General features: G+C 49.5%; 16 protein-coding genes. 3 read left to right on the top strand and 13 right to left on the bottom strand.

Translation table 11 applies throughout. The features are described from left to right. Window positions 1–110: 110 nt before the first annotated feature. The 5 genes from ACO0LH_RS20335 to ACO0LH_RS20315 all read right to left on the bottom strand — a co-directional run bounded on the left by ACO0LH_RS20335 (window position 111) and on the right by ACO0LH_RS20315 (window position 4203). Complete coding sequence (locus tag ACO0LH_RS20335; protein ID WP_422943109.1) at window positions 111–497, bottom strand: DUF4184 family protein; 387 nt, start codon at window positions 495–497, stop codon at window positions 111–113. Further along, entirely contained in the window at window positions 460–1110 is a 651-nt protein-coding gene (locus ACO0LH_RS20330) for a VOC family protein (protein WP_422942967.1), read from the bottom strand. Before ACO0LH_RS20330 ends, ACO0LH_RS20335 begins: the two co-directional genes overlap by 38 nt. 69 nt (window positions 1111–1179) lie before the next feature. After that, complete coding sequence (locus tag ACO0LH_RS20325; RefSeq protein ID WP_422942966.1) at window positions 1180–2067, bottom strand: hypothetical protein; 888 nt, start codon at window positions 2065–2067, stop codon at window positions 1180–1182. Window positions 2068–2189: 122 nt separating this feature from the next. Further along, a complete protein-coding gene (locus tag ACO0LH_RS20320) occupies window positions 2190–3500 on the bottom strand; it encodes a c-type cytochrome (protein ID WP_422942965.1) in 1311 nt (436 codons plus the stop codon). A gap of 13 nt (window positions 3501–3513) precedes the next feature. Continuing rightward, window positions 3514–4203 (bottom strand): c-type cytochrome, encoded by a 690-nt coding sequence (locus ACO0LH_RS20315; protein WP_422942964.1) that lies wholly within the window; start codon window positions 4201–4203, stop codon window positions 3514–3516. 526 nt (window positions 4204–4729) lie between these two features. Between ACO0LH_RS20315 and rpoD the strand changes: the two genes are divergently transcribed. After that, a complete protein-coding gene (gene rpoD, locus ACO0LH_RS20310) occupies window positions 4730–7477 on the top strand; it encodes an RNA polymerase sigma factor RpoD (protein WP_422942963.1) in 2748 nt (915 codons plus the stop codon). Between the two features lie 108 nt (window positions 7478–7585). Here rpoD and ACO0LH_RS20305 read toward each other — a convergent pair whose 3' ends face one another. Beyond that, a complete protein-coding gene (locus ACO0LH_RS20305; protein ID WP_422942962.1) occupies window positions 7586–8110 on the bottom strand; it encodes an AAA family ATPase in 525 nt (174 codons plus the stop codon). Next, complete coding sequence (pnuC, locus tag ACO0LH_RS20300) at window positions 8098–8688, bottom strand: nicotinamide riboside transporter PnuC (RefSeq protein WP_422942961.1); 591 nt, start codon at window positions 8686–8688, stop codon at window positions 8098–8100. The genes ACO0LH_RS20305 and pnuC overlap by 13 nt, the downstream gene beginning before the upstream one ends. Window positions 8689–8974: 286 nt before the next feature. Here pnuC and ACO0LH_RS20295 point away from each other — a divergent pair, with 286 nt between their 5' ends. After that, window positions 8975–9466: a pilin gene (locus ACO0LH_RS20295; RefSeq protein WP_422942960.1), complete on the top strand. Its 492-nt coding sequence runs from the start codon at window positions 8975–8977 to the stop codon at window positions 9464–9466. Between the two features lie 76 nt (window positions 9467–9542). Here the strand turns inward: ACO0LH_RS20295 and ACO0LH_RS20290 are convergent, their stop codons facing one another. Then, window positions 9543–11753 carry a TonB-dependent receptor plug domain-containing protein gene (locus tag ACO0LH_RS20290; RefSeq protein ID WP_422942959.1) on the bottom strand — a complete coding sequence of 737 codons (2211 nt, stop codon included), beginning with the start codon at window positions 11751–11753 and terminating at the stop codon, window positions 9543–9545. 252 nt (window positions 11754–12005) lie between these two features. Between ACO0LH_RS20290 and ACO0LH_RS20285 the strand changes: the two genes are divergently transcribed. Further along, window positions 12006–12206: a hypothetical protein gene (locus ACO0LH_RS20285; RefSeq protein ID WP_422942958.1), complete on the top strand. Its 201-nt coding sequence runs from the start codon at window positions 12006–12008 to the stop codon at window positions 12204–12206. A gap of 68 nt (window positions 12207–12274) precedes the next feature. On the opposite strand, the gene ACO0LH_RS20280 is transcribed toward ACO0LH_RS20285, so the two are convergent. The 5 genes from ACO0LH_RS20280 to ACO0LH_RS20260 form a co-directional block, all read right to left on the bottom strand. Continuing rightward, window positions 12275–13027 carry a hypothetical protein gene (locus ACO0LH_RS20280; RefSeq protein ID WP_422942957.1) on the bottom strand — a complete coding sequence of 251 codons (753 nt, stop codon included), beginning with the start codon at window positions 13025–13027 and terminating at the stop codon, window positions 12275–12277. Window positions 13028–13044: 17 nt separating this feature from the next. Next, a complete protein-coding gene (locus tag ACO0LH_RS20275) occupies window positions 13045–13872 on the bottom strand; it encodes a MipA/OmpV family protein (protein ID WP_422942956.1) in 828 nt (275 codons plus the stop codon). A gap of 140 nt (window positions 13873–14012) precedes the next feature. Continuing rightward, complete coding sequence (locus ACO0LH_RS20270; protein ID WP_422942955.1) at window positions 14013–15140, bottom strand: glycosyltransferase family 4 protein; 1128 nt, start codon at window positions 15138–15140, stop codon at window positions 14013–14015. A gap of 81 nt (window positions 15141–15221) precedes the next feature. Continuing rightward, on the bottom strand, window positions 15222–16259 hold the full coding sequence (gmd, locus tag ACO0LH_RS20265; protein WP_422942954.1) for a GDP-mannose 4,6-dehydratase: 1038 nt from the start codon (window positions 16257–16259) through the stop codon (window positions 15222–15224). 139 nt (window positions 16260–16398) lie between these two features. Then, a complete protein-coding gene (locus ACO0LH_RS20260; RefSeq protein ID WP_422942953.1) occupies window positions 16399–17730 on the bottom strand; it encodes an ATP-binding protein in 1332 nt (443 codons plus the stop codon). Window positions 17731–17733 lie beyond the last annotated feature (3 nt).

The following is a 17733-nucleotide window of genomic DNA, read 5'->3' as shown; positions in this document are numbered from 1 at the left end:
ATGACATACGCATTACCAAGCGAGCAAAAGCAAGGAATAGTCGCAGGAAATTGTCTGCGGCATGGCATTTTCTTGTGACCGGACGAACATCCAAAGGTAAATGCCGTGGACTACAGGCTTGAACCTGCATCACGTGCCCGCCCTATCAGGTAGGCGGCGATCGTCATCAACAACACAAACATGGTGGTAGCACTCAAGGCCAGACGAAAGAGAAAACTCTGCATCGCAAAAAAACCATTGGCAGTAAAGGACAGACGATAGACGAAGGGCGTCACCGTAACCAAGGACGACATCGCTGTGCTGACAAACAATAGATAACGCCAGCCATCATTTTCACGGCGCTCGACGACTACCACGTGGGGCAAGGTCTTTAACCATTTCAAATACGAGACAGCAAGAGCGAGAATGCCCAAAAGCGTACTCAGATGTTGCAACAAGCTGTACACAGGAACACCTGTTTCACGACAATATGCATATTCCGTGCGGAGTCTGAATATGTGCGATCAATTGCGGTCTAATATGTTTGCTTATGGGTTTGACAGTGATCCTGTCTTGCAGTTCCAGCGCATTGAGCAAACGCAAAACTCTGCCCGCATCAGCGTGGAGCAATTCCAGTTTTACCAAGCTCAGCCCCATATCCGGCATCTTGCTGGCGGGATGCTGATCGGTATGCCATTCGATCAACGCAGGTGCGAGGCCTTCCATGGGCAAGGAACCGTCTTCGGGAATGGTGATCAGCCAGTGATTGCTGCCACGGCTCATGGGTTCAATGTTACCCAGGTCTTCCTTGGCAGCGTGTAGCGCAGCATGGATATCGGTGCTGCGTACCACCCAGTTTGACAGGCGTGGTGGCGAATCCGCATCCAGTCTGTCGAGCTCAAACCAGCGTGGCCGGTCTGGATTGGGTGCCAGCGGGTTGGGCGCAATAATTTCCAGAAACAAGGCTTCACCCAGCCGCAACAGCATATTGTGCGTAGCCATGCGCGGGTGTTCGCCGCCTGGCAGGGGTGCCACACCTAATATTTGATGCACATAAGCGGCACCTGAGACAAGCGTGGGTGCCGTCACCGTAATGTGGTCAATAACGCAGCGAGAGGAAACAGTATTCATTTGACAGAAATATTTTCGACATATTGTTTGAAGTCTCGCTTAGTCTACTTCCAGATTAACTTTCCTGTGTCAGCTTTTTTGCGATTGAAGCTTTATATCAGGCAAGGCACTTTTCCAGTTCGCGGGCGTACATTGTTCCCATTTCACATTGGGTACATAAAACAGGGCCGCCTGCTTGCGCGACAAAAACTGGAAAGAAGGCTGCTGGATGACTTTGACGATACCATCACCGACAAAGTATTCGACAGAGAATTTGGGATAGGCCATGACCAGGCCACCAACGACAAAGGATACGTCTTCAGGCTTGACGATTTCTGCTACTTTTTCTTCATTAATGCCGGTAGTGACATCCATCAGGCGACGCCTGGTTTTTTCAAACAATTCACGCTCGGCAAAGCTCTCGCGGGCGGTATTGAGTTTGCGGATGATACCGAGGGGATTAGTACCAATATCAACCAGTGACCCCACCTGTGCCAAAGCAGGATTATTGACGACTTCAACAATACTGCGCATGGTTGATTTGCCAGAAAACTGCAAATTGATACTGCTGGTTGCCTGGCTGTTGGCCAGCAAGCTCTGTGTCCAGGCCGTGGCATCTTTGGCCCAATGGTATTGCGTGGCGCTGGCATAGCCACGGCAACTGTAAAATGCCAGGGCATCCTGTTTTGAGACTGTGCCAAACAATTTATTGTCCACAAAGACCAGACCACCGGTATCACCGTCAGTCATCGCAACGTAGGCAACGTTGCGGCCCTGTGCGTCCACCATCTCGAATCGCTCCATTGCTGATTCAGCAGGAACCGAACTGATGATGAGGTGTGCATCTGAACTTTGATCTACCACCAGCCCCTTGATCGGAGCCGGAGTTTTGGTTTGTTCTGGTGTAATGGCAAAAACCAGAGGGCTACATGACAACAGCAAAAGTGCGGATGAAACTGAACTTAAATGACGACGCATAATAAGAAAAATAATTTATAAAGTAGCAATTTTAACTTATCTTGCGACTTAAACTAACTTCCCTAATGATTGTTACATCTTATACTTTCGCTGATTATCGATAGAAATGCGAGTGCAGAAAATCAATCCAGAGGCGCAGTGCGGTAACGGTTGACCTCAGCCGAAGTGACAACGTCAGCCTGATTGCCCCAGGCATTACGAATATAGCTCAACACCAGTGCGACCTCACTGTCCGACAAGGTCTGGCCAAATGGCGGCATGCTGTAAGGCCGTGGGTTGCCTTTTGTAACAGGTGCAAAACCGCCAGACAGAATCAGCCGTACCGGATTTGCGATGATATGAGCCTGCAACGACTGGTTTGCCTTCAGGGCTGGATAAATTGACTTCAGACCTTCGCCGCCGCTCCCATGACAATCCATGCAATGGGTTTTATATAAGGCCCCGCCTTGCCGCATGATGGCTTCCATGGCGTCCTTACATGGCGGCGGTGCTGCCATTGCTTTATCGAGCATATCTGCATCAACTGCCTTTGCAGGCGGTATCGCTTGCAGGTAGGTGACCATCGCTGTCAGGTCCGCATCAGACACATGCTGCAAACTGAGCGCCACGACCTCGGCCATGGGGCCGGATACGGCAGTGTGATCGGTGACACCGGTCTTCAGCAACGCAAACAATTGCGGCGCCTGCCATTGCGTCAGATTCATTTCCTTGCTGTGCGTCAGGGAAGGTGCATACCAACTGGTTAAAGCGAGTTCACCGCCAGACAAATCTGTGGTGCCGCCGTTTGCACCAAGCGCATTGCGGCTGCTATGACAGGCACTGCAATGACCAAGGCCGTTGACCAGATAGGCGCCACGATTCCAGTCTGCACTCTGTTTGCTATCGTCCTGATAAACGCCAGGTCGAAAATATAATGCGCGCCAGAATGTCAGCAGTGCACGTTTGTCGTAAGGAGAGCGAAGCTCATGCGCCTGATTGCTGCGTACAACCTGGGGGATGGATTTGAGATAGGCAAACATGGCATCAGAATCTGCCCGCGTCACCCGCGTGTAATTGGTATAGGGAAAAGCTGGATACAACAGACGGCCGCCCCGCCCCTTGCCATTGTGCAGCGCCTGCCAAAAATCGTCGGCAGTCCATTCACCAATCCCGGTTTTCTGGTCGGGTGTGATATTCGGAGAAATAAAATTGCCAAATTCTGTCTGCAAGACACGGCCGCCTGCAAATGCAGCTTCACCCCGTGCAGTATGACAACCCATGCAATTACCCGCCCGAACCAGATATTCCCCCTTGAGAACCTGCTCAGATGGGGACAACACCGTTTTTGAGGATGCAGATTGACTGTTGTCGTCAATCACGTAATAGCCATATGCAGCTACCACGGAAACAATGGCGATCACGCCCAGCAATAAAGACAATAATATTTTTTTCATGTTCATATCTGATTCAGCGAGGCACGCTGCCACAGGATAAAGGCAGGTGCAGGTCACCGTTGACGCTGCCCGCAATGGCATTATTACCGGTCGGCACATTTTGTATGGCCAGCCATGCTGCTAGCGAAGCGATATCTTGAGGCGTCAATTTTTTCGCTACCTGCTGCATGCAATCCGGTGCATGAGCACGACGGCTACCAGTTTGCCAGGCACCCAGTTGAGCGACCAGATAATCGCGTGGCACACCCAGCAAACCAGGAATAAATGGGGCAATTCCCGTCATTTTTTCTCCGTGACAGGCAACACAGGCAGGCAGGTTACGGGATTTGTCACCCTGCATCACTAAAGTTCGCCCATGCTCCAGGTCTTGCGCGCTCGCTTCAGTTGCCTGGGGAGCACCATATGGTGGATGTTGAAGAGCGAAATATTCCGCGATTTCTTTCAGGTATGCATCCGACATATGGCCGACCATGTAGCGCATGGCTGGATAACTGCGCTTGCCATCACGAAAATTCACTAACTGGTTATACAGATAACCAGCTGGCTTGCCAGCGATCCTCGGATAAAACCCGTCAGTAGCTGCCCTGCCCTCAGCGCCATGGCAGGTGGTACATGCTTTGAGGCGTTGCGCCAGATTATCAGGAATACTTTGCGCAAGGCTCGCCGCAGGCGAAATCACTGCCATCAAGGCCATTACGTACATACACGAAAGGATTTTCTGCAAGTTAAAAGAAAGACAGCGAACAAGGGTGCTCATCATTAGGCCAACAAAGGAGATGCTTAAGGCCCGTAGCTTAACAGTTTGTCCAAAATCCTTCCGGTACAAGAGTTTGATGTAAATCAAATATCCCTAAAATAAAACCTGACACATCAAAAAAATATCGCTGTCAATCGATGCAGATCAAAACATCAAATTCTGTAACGATAATTTGCTTTGTTAGCAATACCCGCCAGTGAATGGACAAAATAGCCTAGCGATGCGAAAACTTTCTGCATGCCAAAGTGAAGTCTTGCTTGTCAAGAAGCGCGAAGCCGAGGATAATTCTGCCCTTTCGTCTCTAAAGAGACTCAGATTCAGCAAGATGCTTCAAGCCCGCTTTTACCAGCGGGCTTTTTCATCCGCGCCGTGCCTGCCGTAGATCTGTCTTTGATGATCGTCAGCAGCTTTTCGCCCTTGCTATTGCCAAACACCATTGACAAGCATTTGTTGTCGTACTCGAATTTGTTACATGAAAAACAGCTTAACTGACTCAAACACTTCTCCCGCAACAAAAACAGGCTCTACGCTCACTTTAGGTAAAAAACCATCCCTGCAATTAAACCGTCCGGCGCTGACCATTTCGCGCACAACGACGGTGCAGGTGGTCGTGCCTGTCAGCGATTCTGTAGAAGAAGCGCCAACACTGGTGGCAACACCCGTTACCGTCATCACCAAACGTCGCTCACGCTTGCAACTGGTGGCGTCGGAAGACGGCAATGCTGATGCCGATGATACGGCTACTGAAGATAGTGCAGCACTAGCGGTTGATACGCATGAAACAGCTGCATTGGCCGTAGCAAGCGCTGAAAACGATATGCCGGCGCCAGAAAAAACTGGCGTCGATGAGATGGCAGCGCCTGGTGCCAGCGTCAATGATGCGGCGGGAAATGATATAGCGAAAAAAGAAGCTATTGCCGCAGAAAACGAAGTCACCAAGCCGCGTGTCGTAGTCATACGCAAGACCGCACCCAAGCTGGCGAAGAAGCTTTTACTGGCAGACCAGGCAACACCTGCGCCGGTCATGGTGAAGCGTGAAGCGCGCATAGGCTCGGGCAAACTGGCACCGCCAGCACCGGTGGTCACACTTAAACCAGTAGCATCGTCCGCTGGCGTATTGACAGCAAACCTGGCCACCAGCATGCCTGCATTGGCGGCAACAGCAGCTCCATTTGGCATCAAGGACATAGACACATCCGCTTATGTATTGCCAGCGATGAAAGAGCCGGCGAAGCGTGGTCGCAAGTCTTCTGAATTTCATTTTGAAAATGATGAAATTCAGGCATTGAATGCCGCAGAATCTGCCGAGATCAAGCGTGCAGCCCGTGCCAAGGCCAAAAAATCTGGCCCGGCCATCACGGCCAATACCGAAGAACAACTAGAGCAATACCGCCGTCAGTTGACCAAGTTGATCAACCTGGGTAAAGACCGCAGTTATCTGACCCATGCCGAAATCAATGACCATCTGCCGGATGATGTAGCTGACGCCGAAATGATACAGGGCGTGATCAGTACATTGAACGATATGGGTATCGCGGTCTATGACAGTGCGCCTGATGCTGCCATGATGCTGCTGACTGACAATGTCGCTACCAACGTCAGCGAAGACGAGGCTGAAGCCGCTGCCGCTGCCGCGCTGGCAACCGTGGATTCTGACTTTGGCCGCACCACCGACCCGGTACGCATGTATATGCGCGAGATGGGTGGTGTCGAGTTATTGACACGCTCTGGCGAAATTGAAATTGCCAAGCGCATAGAAGATGGCTTGAAAGACATGGTTCAAGCCATTTCTGCCTGCCCCGGCACGATACAGGAAATACTGGTCATTGCCGACAAGATAGCCAAGGATGAAATCCGTGTGGATGACATTATCGACGGCATGCTTGATCCCGATGCGGCAGACGCGCCCGCAGTAGAACTTGCCGATGCTGACGACCTCGATGACCTGGATGACGACGACGATGCCGTGGCTGAAAACGCCAGCGGCATCAGTGATGAACAGTTACAACAACTGAAGGCCACGGTTTTACAAAAATTTGCCGTCGTTGCCATGCGCTTTGAACAAATGCAGGTCGCCCGCGCCACGGATGGTTATCAGTCCCCCGCTTACCAGCAGGCACAGATGGCCATTACGCGTGAACTGCAAGGCATGCGCTTCAGTGTCAAGACAGCAGAAAAACTGTGTGACACACTACGCAAGCAAATGAAAGCGCTGCGTCAGACTGAAAAACAGATGCTGGAATTGCTGGTTAATAAGTGCGGCATGCCGCGCCCATATTTTGTTGAACATTTCCGCAAAAATGCCACCAAACCTGAATGGATTAACCAGGAAGCCAGTGGCACCTACCCTTATTGCGCACTGGTGGGCAGGCATATTCATGCTGCGCGTGAATTGCAGCAAAAACTGATAGACCTGGAACAAAATGTAGCGTTGCCGCTCAATGATCTGCGCGAAATCAACAAGCAAATGGTGGCAGGAGAAAAACGTTCCAGCGAAGCCAAGGCCGCCATGACAGAAGCCAATTTGCGCCTGGTCATTTCCATCGCCAAAAAATATGTGAATCGTGGCCTGCAATTCCTGGACCTGATCCAGGAAGGTAATATCGGTTTGCTGAAAGCAGTCGATAAGTTTGAATACCGTCGTGGCTACAAATTTTCTACCTATGCAACCTGGTGGATCAGGCAGGCGATTGCACGCGCGATTGCCGATCAGGCGCGCACTATCCGCGTGCCGGTACACATGATAGAAACCATCAACAAGATGAACCGCGTGCGCCGCCAGTTGCTGCAATCAACCGGGCTGGAACCAGAGCCAGCAGCTATCGCTGAAAAAATGGGTTTACCAGAAAACAAGGTACGCGAGATTTTGAAAATCGCCAAAGAGCCGGTTTCGCTGGACGTGCCTATCGGTGACGATGGCGATTCACAACTCGGTGATTTCATTGAAGACAGCATGACCCTGTCACCTATGGCTGCCGCCATGCAGGCATCGGTACAGGAAAAACTGAAAGAAGCACTGGATTCACTGAGCCCGCGCGAAGCCAAAGTCTTGCGCATGCGCTTCGGCCTGGAAACCAGTACCGAGTTCACACTGGAAGAAGTGGGCAAACAGTTTGAAGTGACACGTGAGCGCATACGCCAGATTGAATCCAAGGCCATGAAAAAACTGCGCCACCCGGCACGCGCGGATCACTTGAAGAGCCTGATGGAAAACAATTAAATTTCTTTGTCACGCGCTACGGCCAGCCACTAAAAAAGCACTGCTTCCCTTTAAAAGATGCAGTGCTTTTTATTTATGTGTGCGCTGGCATTTACCTGCTTGAGGGTTTCACGACAACAGGAAAGAGAGTGCAAACTGTACCTGCTCCAGCCTCTTCTGCATACTCCCTTCTACCAGCAGAAACGGAATTTCACGCTCATCCAATATCTGCAAGACCTCTTCATGTATCTTGTCACGCACGGCGGCTGATTCGCGCTGCAAACCGTCGGCAGTCCACGGAAAATCTGGGGCAGTGACTATCGTAAAATCATATTGATGACTCTGTTCCAGTGCGTCCAGTTCAGCATCCGGGCCGGGGAAGTAATGACGGCTGTATATGGCCGTCATCAGCGGGCCAGTATCACAAAATAACCACTCGCTGGCCTGCTTTTCAAGTTCCGCCTCACGTTGCACTTGGGTACGGGCGATCACTATCTGTTCTTCCTGCCTCGGTACGCGCTGATGCTGCTCAACAAATTCGCGCAAATATTCCGGCACCCATACAGTCTTGTAATGGGCGGCCAATGCCTCGGCCAGGGCAGATTTACCTGATGATTCAGCACCAAGTATAACGATGCGGTTTATTGTGGACATGCTTTACTCCAGGTGCGCAGGCCCATGATGGCCATCACGACAAAAATTCCATATAACAATGCTGTCAGCATCAGGCCCTTATAGACATACAGGGCAACGTACAGAATATCGACCAGTATCCATACATGCCAGTTCTCAATCTTTTTACGGCTCAGCAAAACCTGGCCCAGCAAACTGCCTGCAGTTAAAAAACCGTCTGCGTAAGGGACATCCGTATCGGTATACGCCTTTAAAAACCAGGCAAGCAGGCCAAATGCCAGCAGGCAGGCAGCCAGGGCAATCAGCCTGCCTTTGGATGTGAGCCTAGATACCGGCAAGGCATCTTGCCCACCATGACCGCGCAACCAGACCCACCATCCCCATATCGACACGACAATAAAGACAAACTGTAAACCCATGTCGCCATACAGTCTGGCGTCAAAAAAAACTGCTGCATACAAGCCTGAGGCAAGTATCGAAAACAGCCAGGCCCAATGCAACTGTCGTATATTCAAGGCCACGGTAATCACAGACAGCACGAAGGAAATCAGCTCAAGCAAAGTGGTGCTGTAAGTAAACAGGGGAATAGGATCATTCATCAGGCATCAGGCTTTAATCAGGTTGATATTGCTCAAGTGCCCGCATTATCAACGAAAGCAGCTTTTGTGTCATATCCTGATTAGAATAAGCCTTTGATACAAGCTTTTGATACAAGCACTAAGCAACTGCCAACAAGCCGTACGTTTCAGGAAAATATGAGACAAATATATGCTGTCACTTTGGCTAAAATGTTGTAATGATAAGACTTATTGCCAAAAGCCATATTTCGATTGTGAGTTAGGGTGCTTATCCGCTATATTTCTGAAAACACTTTAAAGCTTGTCTATGAAAAAACAGTCTGGATTTTCACTTTTGGAAGTAGTGGTGGTGGTGGCCGTGCTCGCCATCCTCGCGGCTCTGGCAATTCCCTCATATCTTTACAAGATTGTCAGGGAACAGATTGAGGCGGCAATACCACTGGCAGAGATCGCTAAAAAACCGGTAGCGGCAGCATGGCTGGTCGATCAGAAATTTCCGGCTGATAACCTGGCTGCAGGTTTGCCAACCGCCGACAAGATAGTCAGCAACCTCGTCAGCTCAGTCGCCATCAAGGATGGGGCGATCAATATTACCTTTGGCAATAATGCGCATTCTGCATTGAGAGGCAAAATACTGACCTTGCGTCCTGCTGTGGTTGAAGATGCGGCCATCGTCCCAGTGGCCTGGGTTTGTGCATCTGCACCAGTGCCTGCAAAAATGACCGTCAAGGGAATGGATATGACCACGATACCTACTGCCAATCTACCCTTGTCTTGTCGTACGATAGCAAAAAACTGATTCTTCTTTTCTTCATCTCAGTCCTGCAAACTTCTTCTGAGGCAGGTCAGACCTGCCCCAGATTCAGGCTTTGGTTTCAGAACTTATGTTCAAACATGACGCGGGCAGTCACTGTGGTTGGTGTCGTGGTGGTTTGCACTAAAGAACCATTGCTGTCTGCATAGGTACTGGCACCGATATTATCCTGATGCAAGGCATTGCCTATCGATACCCGCAGATTGGTTTTGGGATCAAACTTCCACAAGGCGTACAAATCCAGCACGCGCTTGGGTGTTGAATAAGTGCTTTGAACAGCAGAGATACGGATAGGCCCACCATCCTGGAAGCTGGCATTGCCACCTATGGTCAACGGCAACTTGTCGAGTTTGTAATCTACCCCCAGATTGGCACTAATAGGTGTTTGCGAATCGAGGCGGTTATTAGGGCCAGGTACGGTACTGAGGTCAGACCAGTTGAATGACACGTTGGCACGGAAATCAATTGCCGGTGCGCCGCTCATCATCGCACGCAGAGGCAATTTGGCTTCTAGCTCTATACCACGCGTCGTTGCCTGCCCATCATTGACCGGCATGCTAACCCAGATACCATTAATATTCGACAACTGGGTACGGGTGATATCGTCAATCTTGCGCATGAAAACACTGGCGCTGAGCATGCCGCCACCTGGCAGGTAGTGCTCATATGCAGCATCGAGGCCCCAGGCCAGTTCAGGCTTCAGATTCGGATTACCGATGCTGTCCGGGCTGGTGGCGCTATTATTGTTAGAGATATAACGACGTGGAATCAGGCGGCTGGTATCTGGTGCCTTGTAAGTACGGGTAATGCCGAACCGCACCTGGTCATTTTTACTGTCAGGCAGTTTATACAGGGTTTGCAGTATGGGGCTCCAGACGCTGGACTTGTTATGCACTTCGCTATAAGTATTGCCACGGCTGCTGGTATCAAGCCCTTCCCAGCGCAAGCCAGCATAGACGGACAATTGCTTGCTGACATTCCATTCATCTTGCGCAAACACGGCCAGACGTGTCACATCAGCATCAAAGGTTTCATTCAGATTGATGGGGTGCAATAAGCTGATTGCGGTATTGACTACATCATTTTGTACACGGGTTTCACTGCGCTTGCTGTAGGCACCATCCCAGCCAAAAACGAAGGAATGGTCTTGCACAAAGGGCGCGCTGTATTTGCCACTCATGGTCAGACCTTTATCGGTCGCTCCGGAGGTGGTTTTACGGTCAAGTATCTGGCCACTGTTGATATCAAAGCCCAATAATTCCACATCGGAATTACGCTTGTTGTAGTTCACACCCAGCTTCATATCCAGTTTGGCGCTGTCTTCCAGCTTGTGTATCCAGTTCAGGTTGGTACGGAACATTGTAAAGTCCGACTGGATCTCCTGTGAATCGCTGACATAGGTTGGCAGGATACCCAAGGTGGTATTCGATGATTCGCGGTTATGCCCGGTAAAGCGATTGGCATTGACGAAGCTTTGGGTAGTTAAAGTATCGCCGTTTTCAAAATTCCAGTTAACCCTGGGTGAAAAACCCAGGCTGTTGAACGTGCCCCAGCCCAGAGTATCGGTACGGCGTATCAGATTTGTTTTACCATTGGCGTCAGTGCCAATTTCATCATAATAGGATGGACGCTCATACTGCCCATGAGTGACGTTGCCGGACAGAGAATAAGACATGCGCCCAGCCTTGTCTGATACCTGGTAATTGAGGTTTTCACCAAACTTGCCGCCATCTTCAAACAAGCCTATTTTCAATTCTTTCTGTGCAGTCTGTACAGATTTTTTCAAGACAATGTTAATCGCACCGGCAATCGACTGGGTACTTAAGTCAGCTGTAGCAGCGCGTATGACTTCAATACGCTCTATCAGGTCAGGCGACAAAGAGTCCAGCGAAAAGCCCGGTGGGCTGGGTTCACCATTCAATAATATCTGGGTATAACCGGCACCCAGGCCGCGCATGCGTATATCGCCACCACGCCCTTGCACTCCACCGATGGTGACTCCCGGCAAACGTTTCAATACTTCGCTGATGGTGGTATCACCATAACGCACGATATCTTCTTGCGTTACAACAATCTTGGTCGCGGTATCCTGGCGGCGCTCATCATAATTGCGCGCCCCCTGCACTTCCACCTTTTGTATTTTTGGATCAACCGCAACTTTGCTTTCAGGCTTGGCTGCCTTTGCATCTGTTTTTTCGGCAGATTCGTTCTTGGGTGGCGTCGTTTGTGCGCTGGCAGACTGGCTGAAGGCGGCCATGATGGCCAAAGACAAAATTGTCGGTCGTAAGGAAGCGTGCATATAAATATTATTTTTGCAATGGTTGTAGGGAACGAGGCTTTGACCATACCACATGAAGCAAAGTTCCGCGTCGCAACAATACCTTACATGCGCTTGCCTGTTGGCAAATCGTCTTCGCAACACCATTGTTTTTTGAAAACAAAAGGAAACAAAGGCTTACATTTTTGCTGTCAACGATAAATTTCGCCACGCATTATAGGAGTACAGACTTAACAGGAGGTTGTCATGCGAATTAAATTTATTGCCGTTCTTACACTAATAGCTGCTGCAAGTGGCTTATCTGGCTGCGTTGTCGTGCCAGCCCACGGCTATGGCTATGGCTATGGCTACGGTTATGGCTCTTCAGTGGTGGTAAGCCCTCCTCCTGTCGTCATTGGTGGCGGAGCTTACTGGGGCGGTGGTGGCGGACACTGGCGTCGTTGGTAATACAGATACTTTATAAATACCGTTTTGATTATTATTTGCCTGCGTGTTTTATCAGATCCGTAAAACACTTATTCAAATAGGGGAGCGATAGCAATTGGCGGGTTTTGCGTCAGTACCTGGCCTTTTTCTGTCGCTTCATCAAAGCGGATAGTCATTGTTTTATAGGCTTTCCCAGTTTCACTGGAAAAAGCACTACCCTCTTGTGCTGTCAATGCACTTAAGTGCATACCGGCATTTCTGAATTTGATTCCTGTATCAAGGATATTTCTGGGATAAGAAAACTTCACTCCCACACACTTCTTGTTCGTCACCGTGGCATCACTGATTGTCTTCAAATAAGCCAAGGCTTGCTCGCATGCGCTACGTAAATCTGCCGTTTCATAGACACCATCAGCCCGGGGAATGATCGATAACCTTGCCTGAAAACTCAGTTGTTCTGCGAAACGATTAACAGTCAATTCTGCGTTTTCATCATAGGCAGACTTCAGCAAGGGAAAATGCGTTCTGCCCAAGGTATCCAATGGCAAATTCAGTCGCATACTTTTACTGACCAGTGTCAGTTGCAAATCGTCTGGCAGGGCTGCACCACTGCGGCTACTGACCTGAAAATGATTTTGAATCAGGTTCTTGGGCTTGCCATATTTTTCAAACTGTATCATCAGCTTGTAAGCGTTGCGATAACTGATCCATTCCGTATCCAATTTTTTACCTGACTCCTGCACAGGGAGTTTCTGGGTCGATTCTGCGCCTGTTACCTGCGCATACGCGACCCCCGATGCAAACAGCATCGTGGCAATCAATGAGGAATACTTAATGAGCATGCTTTTTTCTAAACGGATTAAAATCGATACGCGAAACCTGAATAGACAGTCACATAATTTCGCTTGCCCAGCCACAGGCTATTTTTGTCACTGTCAAACTGGTGCGCTGCTGTCACGTGTGACGTCAACATCCAGCTCGAACTGAATTCCCAATTCCAGTTCACGCCGACATAGGCATTTCTTACGTCTGCATTTGTTGCTGCCAGATTTTCCTTGATTCTGGGAGCATCAAAACCGGGCATCATTCCATTACTGCTACCACTGACTGCGCCAGATGTAATGAACATATCCGGGTCAAAGCGGGCACCTGACTGATCGTAATAACGCTTGCTCCAGACCAGGCCTGTCGAAAATGCCAGACCATGATGATTTGCCAGTTTATGGTAACTGCGCGCTTCCACATTCAGGTAACCGGTCTTTCTACCGGCTCCGGTACCGAGCAATAATTTGGAACTCAGGCGCAGGTTTTGAACAGGGAAATAATTTAAAAATCCCCCCACCTGAAAACTGGCATCCACATCACCATAGCCAGCCAGCTTGCGGGCGGCAGATGCATTGCAGCCACGCTGATATTCAAGCAAGGGACCAAACTCAATATCACTCCCCTTGTTCAGATGCCAGCCCAAACTGGTATTGCGCAAGAAGACCCCATTACTCCATTGAATTTGCACATTTGGCATCAGGCGTGTTTTTTGTTCACCCCCATATTCACAACTGGGTTCGGAAATAAGGCCGGCACCAACATACATATCAGTACTACCATCCGGCAGCATGCTGGCAGCAGGCGTCTGGGCAAACGCCATATTTGCGGTAGTAAAAAGAAGTGCGAGAGAAATGGATTTCATGCTGAATAAATATGATCGTTTGATTACCCAGCCTATTGTAAACACAGTAATGAAAATCTGGTCTTTATTGGCGTCAGGGATGCTGAAAAATCGCATCATAGACAGTTCACCTGATTTCCACAATGCCTGGATATGAAGATCTACGGTGTCTTCGCATTTCCCGAAATAACATCCACATACAGGCGTACATAATTGGTCGCCATCATTTCAGCCGTAAACAAGGTTTGATAACGTTGTTGTGCAAACTTGCCCATTCGCGCTGCCAGTTTTGGCTTATGCCACAATTCCATCATCGCCGCCCGCAAGGCAAATGCATTATCTGGCGGCACGACAAGACCGGTTTCATCTGCAATATTGATATACGTCGTACCAGTACCAATTTCACTTGAAATCATGGGTTTGGCAAACATCGCGCCTTCCAGCAGTGAAATACCGAAAGCCTCAGAACGCAAGTGCGAGGGAAATACCAGGCTATAACTAAGACTTAACAAGGCTATCTTGTCTTCTTCCGGCAAGGCTCCCAGGAAATGCACGTTGGTCAAATTCAAATCCCTGGCTTGCTGCTTCAGGGCGTCTTCTTCAGGGCCGTTACCAACGATGACGACAGGTATCTCTGTATCGGCAACCGCTTCCAGCAAAATATGCAAGCCCTTGTAATAACGCAGCATGCCAACAAACAGGAAGAAACGGCCAGCAAAGCGTTGCCGCCACTTTTCTACTATTGTGGGTGAAGCTTCCGGATAAATATCCTTGTCCAGACCATACGTGATAACTTCCGTTTTCTCGCGATAGCGATGCAGGATAGGACTGCTGGATAAATAATTGGGGGAAGTCGCCACGATCCTGTCGACATCATTCAAAAACCAGTGCCTTAAAGGCTGATACACTTTTTCCAGAAATTTCTGCCGCACTATATCTGAATGATAGGTCACGATACTGGGTTTCCTTATTCTGCCGATTAGATGCATCAGGTCCATGAAAGGCCAGGGGAAATGATAGTGAATGATGTCTGCACTATTCGCCAGTTCGGTAAAACGCGAGAGTGCCTGCCACGAAAATCCGGTTGAAGCGATTTCAAAATTTTGTCTTACCCTGTGAACCTGATGCCCTTCCATTTCCAGTTCCAGATTGTCACGACTGCGTGTCAGTGTCAGCACTTCATTATTGACACCCAAACGTGTCGTGCCTACGGCCAACTGTCGGATTACCTGTTCCACTCCGCCAAAGGTATCGGGATGATAAGTACGGTAAAAATGCAAGACCTTCATAGGACATCCCGGTTAATTTTTGACTTATCCATACAGCCTTGAACAAAGGCGATGATTGCCGTTGTAGCTGTGCCATTGCATTCAATAAGAGGTGCGTAAAGTATTCCTGCGCAAATCTGCTTCCACCATCATCTGACATAATTCTTCCAGACCGGTTTTTGCTTCCCAACCCAATACTGTTTTCGCTTTTGCTGGATCGCCTATCAATAATTCGACTTCGGCCGGGCGATAAAATTTAGAATTCACTTTCACCAGGGTTTTGCCGGTCTTTGCGCATATACCGATTTCATCTTCCCCCTGGCCACGCCAATGCAATTGCACGTCGACAGCCCAAAACGCCATTTGCACGAAATCACGCACGGTTTCCATACGATTGGTGGCCAGAATAAAACTGTCTGGCGTATCTGCCTGCAACATGCGCCACATGCCCTCGACATATTCTCTCGCATAGCCCCAGTCTCGCTTGGCATCCATATTGCCAAGTTCAAGATAGTCGAGTTGCCCGAGGCGTATTTTTGCGACGCCATCGGTAATCTTGCGGGTGACAAATTCACACCCACGCAAAGGGGATTCATGGTTAAACAAAATCCCGCTGCTGGCAAAGATGTCATACGATTCCCGATAATTGATCGTCATCCAATGCGCATATAATTTGGCGACGCCATAGGGGCTACGTGGATAAAACGGCGTGCTTTCCACTTGCGGAATGGCTTGCACCTTGCCAAACATTTCTGAAGTTGACGCCTGATAAAAGCGTATCTTCTTGTTCACGATGCGTATGGCTTCCAGCAGATTCAAGGCGCCCACACCAGTAATTGCTGTTGTCGTGGCAGGCTGCTCAAACGAAACGCCAACAAAACTTTGCGCGGCCAGGTTATAGACTTCTGTCACACCCGTGTTTTGCAAGATACGAATACTGGCGCTCAGGTCAGTTAAATCATATTCAAGCAAATGCAAATTGGGATGGCTGGCTATACCCAGTTCTTCTATGCGCCAGCAATTGACTGAACTGGTACGGCGATAAGTGCCAAACACGGTATAGCCCTTTTTCAATAACAACTCGGCCAGATAAGCGCCGTCTTGCCCGGTAATGCCTGTAATTAAAGCTCTGCTACTCATCCATCTCTCTCTTATTTCACTTGTACGGTCCCAAAAAAGCGAACTGCGATGGATAAGGATGATAGGCAAGGCATGTCGACAAGTCTTCCTCGACTTGTCTGGCAAATGTCATGAATTTGTAAGGGATGGGAGAAAGTACTCAGGCAGAGGCCAGGGCGATACCGGCAGGCAAGCGAATGATGAATCTGGCACCACCTGACGGCGCCTCTTGCACGCTGATCTGGCCCCCGTGCACCTGTACCGCCTTTTGAGCAATCGCCAGACCCAGGCCAAAACCGCCCGTTGCACGGTCACGACTGCGGTCAAGCCTGTAGAAGGCTGCAAAAATATGCTCACGCTCTTCTACAGGGATACCCGGGCCATCATCATCAACCAGGATTTCCACATCTCCGTTTGTGCTCTTTCTGGCCGACAAGTCAATTTGCTGGCTGGTATATTTGGCTGCGTTTCTTAATAAATTACTGATCGCCCGCGTCAGCAGGCGCGGGTCACCACGCATACGACCAAGCTCATCAGAAAAATCCTGGCTCACCTGAAATCCGGACAACATATGCACAAGTCCATCCAGGCTGCTCTGAACACAGCTGGCAATAGAAAATTCCGTGAAATGAGATGATTGTTGCTGATCCAGTTTGCTGAGGCTCAACAATTCGTTGACCAGGGAATTGAGTTCTGCCAGATCCGCTTCCATAGATGTCAGCCTGGCTTCCAGTTGCGGATTTTGAGCAGCACCACGCAATAGTTCCAGCCCAAATTCCAGCCTGGCTATGGGTGTACGCAATTCATGCGAGACTGAATGCAGCAGATTTTTCTGCGCTTCCAGCAAGCTCTCTATGCGAGTGGCCATCTGGTTCATGCGTTGCGCTAATGGGTAAATACTCTCGCTTTTGCGGGTTTGCGCCCTAACCTGCAAATGCCCTTCCCCAAATTCATCAGCAACTTTCTCCAGCGCCTGCAAACCACGCCAATGCGAACTCGACCAGATGGCAATCGGTATCAACAGGCAGATGGCAACGATGATGTAGCGTAGCACTTCTGTCTTTAAAACAGGTGCTACATCAATAGGCAGGTCGAGAGCATGAATCACTTCATCTGCGCTACCGATATAGCGTTCGCCTTTCAAATCGACCCGGCGATAAAAAGATCTGCTATCGACATCAATGACAACCTCGCCACGCATGAGTCTGGCTTTTTTATCTGCGGCCAGTGTAGTCAGTGCTGTGCTTAAGGGGATCAATTCCAGCCTGGCATGAGTGATTTCCCTGATCTTGTTCAGCCGCGGCAGCCATTCATCAGTACCAGCCTGGTCGACATACTGGCTCAACAGAAAAATCTGACCTGATGCCTGCTGCTGCGCAACTTCTTCCAGCGGATTGCCAAAGAAAAAGGTAATGGCCGCATAAATGGCAACGGTGGCGACCGTCACAGCCAGCATCACCAGGGCAAAGAATCGTAAAAACAGGCGATTCATTTT

Source organism: Undibacterium sp. TJN19, assembly GCF_049339485.1.
In the GTDB taxonomy this organism is placed as follows: Bacteria; Pseudomonadota; Gammaproteobacteria; order Burkholderiales; family Burkholderiaceae_D; genus Undibacterium.
The sequence above is the reverse complement of the archived record's forward strand: the minus strand, read 5'-3'. Positions and strand labels throughout refer to the sequence as shown.